This is a genomic window from Arthrobacter rhombi (genome assembly GCF_039526245.1).
Taxonomy (GTDB): domain Bacteria; phylum Actinomycetota; class Actinomycetes; order Actinomycetales; family Micrococcaceae; genus Arthrobacter_H; species Arthrobacter_H rhombi.
This window is the reverse complement of the sequence record NZ_BAAAIV010000014.1, coordinates 1,439-7,973: the sequence shown is the minus strand read 5'-3', so window position 1 is coordinate 7,973 and position 6,535 is coordinate 1,439. Positions and strand designations below refer to the sequence as shown.

5 protein-coding genes are annotated in these 6,535 nt (G+C 64.9%); 4 read left to right on the top strand and 1 reads right to left on the bottom strand.

What is annotated here, in order from left to right; all coding sequences use genetic code 11:
* From ABD088_RS13265 to ABD088_RS13250, 4 genes are all read left to right on the top strand, one after another.
* A partial coding sequence (locus ABD088_RS13265) for an LPXTG cell wall anchor domain-containing protein (RefSeq protein ID WP_343902426.1) occupies positions 1-576 on the top strand: 576 nt, incomplete at its 5' end.
* A gap of 963 nt (positions 577-1,539) precedes the next feature.
* Positions 1,540-3,096 (top strand): LTA synthase family protein, encoded by a 1,557-nt coding sequence (locus ABD088_RS13260; RefSeq protein ID WP_343902425.1) that lies wholly within the window; start codon positions 1,540-1,542, stop codon positions 3,094-3,096.
* Between the two features lie 338 nt (positions 3,097-3,434).
* The gene (locus ABD088_RS13255) at positions 3,435-4,568 is read left to right on the top strand and encodes a GH25 family lysozyme (RefSeq protein ID WP_343902424.1); all 1,134 of its coding nucleotides are present in this window, start codon (positions 3,435-3,437) and stop codon (positions 4,566-4,568) included.
* Positions 4,569-4,684: 116 nt separating this feature from the next.
* Complete coding sequence (locus tag ABD088_RS13250; protein ID WP_343902423.1) at positions 4,685-5,203, top strand: tetratricopeptide repeat protein; 519 nt, start codon at positions 4,685-4,687, stop codon at positions 5,201-5,203.
* A gap of 78 nt (positions 5,204-5,281) precedes the next feature.
* On the opposite strand, the gene ABD088_RS13245 is transcribed toward ABD088_RS13250, so the two are convergent.
* Positions 5,282-6,322, bottom strand: coding sequence for an LLM class flavin-dependent oxidoreductase (locus tag ABD088_RS13245; protein WP_425546023.1), 1,041 nt, complete (start codon positions 6,320-6,322; stop codon positions 5,282-5,284).
* Positions 6,323-6,535 lie beyond the last annotated feature (213 nt).

Genomic DNA, 6,535 nt, shown 5'->3' with positions numbered 1-6,535 from the left:
GGTGACGAGGGGGCTGATGGTTCGGATTCCTCGGATCCTGATGCCGGTGGTGTTGCTCCGGGTACGGATCCAGGAACAGGAAGCGACGGCGCGACTGACGGTTCTGATAACCCGGGCGCCGTTTCTGATAACCCGGTAACGGACCCGGGGAACTCAGGAACGGTGTCTGAGGGAACCGGAAACGATTCAGGCAGCATCGGCTCGGATTCAGAGGCGCCTGGCACATCTGCCGGTTCGGAAATCTCGGCTTCGGCCGGGTCCGCGCATGGGCAGGGCGGCAACGCGAGCTCCATCGTGCGGGCGTCTGACCAGACCTCGGCTGAATCCGGAGCCGTGGGCACGGGATCGATCGGGACTGGCTCGAATGACGGTTCGATGGTTTCCGCCCAAGCCAATGGCCTGAGCGGCTCTTCGGCGAACGGCGCAGATTCCGGTACGGCGATCGACTCTGCATCCAACGATGGGGCGCTCGCCAAGACGGGGGCGACAGCCGGTTCGCTGGCGCTTGTCGGGGGACTTCTGGTCCTGGTCGGTTGCGCCGCGTTTGGCTTCCGCCGGTTCCTCGGAGCCAAGTAACAGGAGCCAACAGGCGGGTGTGTTGGCGATCCTTATACGGGATCCACCAACACACCCGTCATGGTTCCTGTCGTCAATCTGCCCATCAATGTTGATGGCAATACCGTCTCCGTCATTGGCGACAACCCGGTCACGACCCCGGTGTCAGCTGGACCGAAGAGCCGGGGACTGATCCGGAGAATCCAGGAACGGACCCAGAGAACCCGGGCATGTCCGTAGAAAAGGGCGATGGTGTCACGCCAACCGCCCCGGGCAACGGACAAGCAGGGTCGACCGTCGACAACGGCGAGACTGCCCAGAGTGGTCTCGTCGTGACCGGCGAATTCGCCGGTGTGGTCGTGCAACAAGAGATGACTGGGATCGCAGTTGGCACCGCAGGCGCACGTGAACCGACGCCGAACGCTAGCGGTTCCACGCGTGGAGCCGACCTGCTGGCCCACACGTGTGCCAACACCGGTCCGCTGGTGTGGTTTGGCCGCGCTGGGCCTTCGCCGCAGGTTCGGGGTTAAGTAGTCCCGATCCCAATAAGCCGGTGCGTCAACGCTTCCTCTCCCCTGGGGAGCGTTGACGTGCCATCCAAAGAGAGCCCGGGTTCTGGGAACGTTGAAGGTTCCGGAACCCGGGCTCTCGAACGTGAGCCTGATTGCATGTTGGCCGAGTCTTCGGGAGATGAGCGGACCGGCATTGCGGAGAAGAACTCATCGCCGGTCGCGTCTTCTTTGCACCCTTCGACACTGATGAGGGGCGCATTTGCCAGTTGGGCCGTCACGTTTCGAGCACTGCTGGACTGGTCTGATTCCGGTTCGGCGGCTGTGCGTTGCAACGATGGACGAGGCATGGCCAACAGGTGAACTGTGGTTGAACGGGTATCGTAGGGGTACTAATCTTCCATGGGCCCGGAATCGGGCTAGCAGTCAAAGGCAGTCGGCAAACAAGCGGACTTCTGAAACGCGAGGTGTTGCCATGTCCGGCCGGATTCCCAATGTCGCCCGACGGGTCGGCGTCATCGTCGGACGGATTTTGGTTTATGCGCTGATCTGGGCCGGGCTGGTGTTGCTCATTGCCGCCCTCGGAATCCGCTTCTATTGGGGCAAGATCTCGGTCGGCCAGATGCTCCTGAACCTCGTCTCCATTGATCCCGACGGCGGCGGTGGCTCCATTGTCTGGGTCGGTATCGTCGCCATTGGCGTCGTCCCACTGCTCATCACCGTCGGAATCGCCCTGTGGCAGCATTCGCGGCGCCGCAAGCGTCGGCTGCGCGGGGACACCCTGAGTTCGCGACGCCCTCGCTGGATCATGCGATCCATCTCCACTGTTCTGGTGGCCGCGGTGGTCGTCGGCGGGACCACAGCCTTCGCCACGACCGTCGGCGTGGGCGATTACATCAAGGCCGCCAACTCCCCGTACGACATTGGCAACTATTTCGTGCAGCCGAAGGTCACCAGCGCCGAACACAAGCGCAACGTCGTTTTGATCTACCTCGAGTCCGGCGAGGGCACCCTGGCCAATGACCAGCTTTTCGAGAAGGACGCCTTCGCTCCGCTGGAGAAGGCCACCCAGGAAGTGGATGGTTGGAAGAGCATCAAGGACTTCCAGCAATACGACGGCGGCGGCTGGACCATGGCGGGAATTACCTCGACCCAGTGCGGCATCCCCCTGAAGGGTGCCGGCTCCGCCGGCGGTAGCGGTGCGCTCAACGAACTCGGAGCCGACGTCAAGTCCTACCTCGGAGGCTCCACGTGCGCCGGAGACGTCCTGAAGGAACAGGGGTACAAGAGCGTCTTCCTCGGCGGTGCCAACGGCGCCTTCGCCGCCAAGGGCACCTTCCTGAAGGGGCATGGATACTCCGAGGAGAAGGACCTCTCGGACTGGCGCGCCGCCGGTGAGCCGGCGAAGAACTTCCGGCCCGACTGGGGCCTGAGCGATGGACGCCTCATGGCGCACGCCAAGACGGAGATTGACCAGCTGCACGCAGAGGCCGAGAAGACCGGCCAGCCGTTCAACCTGTCCATGCTGACGCTCGATACGCACGAGCCGGTCCACATCTACGACTATTGCAAGGTGGACACGAAGAACGAGGTGACGTCCGCGTTCTTCTGCTCCATGACGCAGGTCGCGGGCTTCGTGGACTACATGAAGGAAAAGGGCTACCTCGACGACACCGCCGTGGTGATCATGGGCGATCACCTCAAGCACATGAGCGCCGGCGACGCATTCCACGAGCAGCTGGACAACCACAAGAACCGCACGATCTTCAACCGAATCTGGGTTCCGGGCGACGATCAGAAGACGCAGCTTCGGCCGAGGGTCGACCAGCTGAACATGTACCCCACGATTCTGGAGGCTGCTGGCCTCACCCTGAAGGATCATGAGGCAGGACTAGGCGTTTCCGCCTTTACCTCGAAAGTCCCGGAAAGTTCGGCCCAGGCCATGGATCCAGAGGCATACACCGAGCTGCTCAACTCGCGTTCGCCGGGGTTCTACACCCGGGCCTGGGCGGGCCAACCCGTCGCCCCCTAGTGTCCTCCGCGGTCCTTCGGCCCAGGAAGGGGCGGCGATCGTTGCACCCGATCTGGGCTCGGCGGCGTTTGTCCCGCGAGTGCGCCAGCGGTAACTTTCGCGGCTGCCGAATCGACGGCGGAAGCCCCCTGCGACCTTCGGCGATGGGAAGAGGCGGCCGTCCCCAGACGAGTTGGCACGGCGCGAGCGGCTCATGACTAGAGCAAGAAAATACGTGACGGCGCTGAAGGAAACATTGCCTGAATAGTGGCCCCACCCCTTGTGGGGCCAGTGCGCGGTATGCCAGACTCCCCGTGGACCAGCCGACCAGCTCGGCAGTACAGACACGAGGACTGATCATGAAGCCAACCTCCGCCCGCCGCCGCATGGCGGCAATCCCCCTGACGCTTGCCTTCGCCCTGGCCTCGATGCAGGTCCCTGCTTCGGCAAGCCCTGCGGATCCTGGTGCCGCATCGCCCGACCAGTCGGCCCAGGTGGCGCAGAAGATCGCGGACGCTTTGGCCCAGGACGAACTTCCGGCCGCCGAGCGTCGGAAGCTGGCCACCGAGGCGGTGGAGGCGCTGAAGATGCCGGAACTCCCTGCGCAGATGGGGCAAGGTGCACGGCGGATTGCGGAAACGGGCAGCGCCCAGGTTCCCACGCGTGCCGAGCTGGCTCAGTTGGCCCAGGAAGCCGGGGGAACGGACGTTTCGATCCCCGCACGGGACCGTGGCCAGGTTTCAGCCCTAGCGGCGGCGGTGGCCCCCGCCTACACCTCGGGTAATGGCTGGTGGCGACCGCCGGGCGTGCCGGGCGTGGATGTCTCCAGCCACCAGGGAAATGTCGACTGGGCCTATGCCTATGGCAAGGGAGCACGCTTCGCGTACGTCAAGGCGACTCAATCGTGGCCGAGCACGCTGTATAAGAACCCCTACTTCAACCAGCAGTACAACGGTTCCTACAAAGCCGGGCTGATCCGCGGCGCTTACCACTTCGCCATGCCGGCAACGTCCAGCGGAACCACCCAGGCGCGCCAATTCGTCGCCAACGGTGGCGGCTGGTCCGCCGACGGCAAGACCATGCCGCCGCTGCTGGACATCGAATGGAACCCCTACAGCGCTGCCGACTACCCGCAGGGCAAAGGCAGCTCCTGCTTCGGCATGACACCGACCCAGCTCACGACGTGGATCGCCGCTTTCGGCAATGAGGTCAAGCGGCTCACCGGAAGAGTTCCGATGATCTACACCGCCAGTTCGTGGTGGAACGAATGCACGAACAAATCCACGAAGTTCAAGGGGTGGCCCCTGCACATCGCGCGCTACCCCTCCGCCGCCCAGGACACCCCGGGCGCCTTGCCCGGAGGGTGGCCCATCTACAGTGTGTGGCAGTACTCGACGACCACCGGCTTCATCAGCCCGACCAAGGGCGTGGATGGCAACGTCTTCAACGGCAGCCTGGCGGGGCTCAAGAAGTTCGCCGGGGTCGCTGGGTAGTTTCCGGAGCCCGGGTGCTGCCGGCAGCAGGGAGTGTTTGTAGGCTTGCTGACGATTACTGCGTGTTTTCCCGTCCGGGCAGACGCCCGCCGTGCCGATGAGGAGCAAGAGCGACGATGGCCAACGATGAGCTCCGAGCCCAACTGGACGAGGTCTTCGTTGCCCGGGACCGGGAGGACATGGCCCCTACCATCGAGGCGTTCTCGCGCATCCTGGAACAGCACCCGGAAGACCCGATGGCGTTGTACGAGCTGGGCGGCGCCTACGATACCGATGGCCAGGAAGCCGTGGCTGCCGAGTACTACCGCCAGGCGATGGGCGCCGGGCTCGAAGGGCGGTGGCTTCGTCAGTGCTACCTGCAATACGGCAGCACCCTGCGCAACATGGGGCGTGTGGAGGAGAGCCTGGCCCTGTTCGACGACGGGATCCGGGCTTTTCCCAAGTCGGAAACCCTGGTGCTCTTCAAGGCACTGACCCTGCATGCTGCGGGAAAGCCCAGCGCGGCCCTCGGATCAGTGCTCCGCTTGATCGCCGATCGGTTTCCCACTGACGAGGTCCTCCGTTACGAGGCGGCATTGCGGGGGAACGCCGCCTACTTGGAATCCGTCGACGGCGGCACCCCGGAGCCGTCCTGACCAGAATTCCCCTCACCAATCCCGGTCAGCGGAAGCTGACCGGGTACCTGCCCCGCAGTGCTCCGTGGCGCCAGGGACTCAGCGCCAGCCGAGTCCTGGTGCCACGTGTTCCAGGATTGCCTCGATGACGTGGGCGTTGTAGTCGACGCCCAGCTGGTTCGGGACCGTGAGCAGCAGGGTGTCAGCGGTGGCGACCGCCTCGTCCTCGGCGAGCTTCTCGATCAGCTCATCGGGGGCTCCGGCATAGGAGCGGCCGAAGACGGCGCGCGTCTTCTCGTCGATGTTGCCCACCTGGTCGGAGCTGTAGCGGTCACGGCCGAAGTACTGCCAATCGCGCTCGTCCGTGAGGGCGAAGATGCTGCGGCTGACCGAGACGCGCGGTTCGCGTGCGTGGCCGGTTTCCTTCCATGCCTGCCGGTAGAGCTCGATCTGCTCGGCCTGCTGGACGTGGAACGGCTTGCCGGACTCGTCGTCCTTGAGCGTGGAGCTCTGCAGGTTCATGCCGAGCTTCGCCGCCCACACCGCCGTCGCGTTCGACCCGGATCCCCACCAGATGCGCTCGCGCAGGCCCTCCGAATGCGGCTCCACGCGCAGCAGGCCGGGGGGATTCGGGAACATCGGGTGCGGGCTGGGCTCCGCGAAGCCCTCTCCGGTGAGCACCTCGAGAAGGCGTTCGGTGTGCCGGCGGCCCATGTCGGCGTCCGACTCGCCCTCGGCGGGGGAGAAGCCGAAGTGGCGCCACCCGTCGATGACCTGCTCGGGTGAGCCACGGCTGATCCCCAACTGCAGTCGGCCACCCGAGATGACGTCGGCCGCGCCGGCGTCCTCGGCCATGTAGAGCGGGTTCTCGTAGCGCATGTCGATCACGCCGGTGCCGATCTCGATCCGGCTGGTCCGCGCGCCGATGGCCGCGAGCAGCGGGAACGGGGAGGCGTATTGCTGCGCAAAGTGGTGGACGCGGAAGTAGGCGCCGTCGGCGCCGAGCTCCTCGGCCGCGACCGAGAGGTCGATGGCCTGCAGCAGCGCGTCGGAGGCATTGCGCGTGCCGGACTGAGGATGGTCGGTCCAGTGGCCGAAGGACAAAAATCCGATGTTCTTCACACCACTATCAAACCCCATGCCGGCGATTCCTATTCCGCGTGGTGGTTAGGCAATGAGTACGACGGCGGAAAGGGGGCTTTGCCAGGGCCACCTCACCGGGCGCCGTGGTGCCCTGGGCGGCTGCGGACCTTCTGGGTACAACCGGCGTGGAGGGTCGGGGAGAAGTTCGTGGTTCGGGAGGCGAACCTTGGGTCGCCTCAGGACGACGGAGACGAAAAGCGGGCGGCCCTG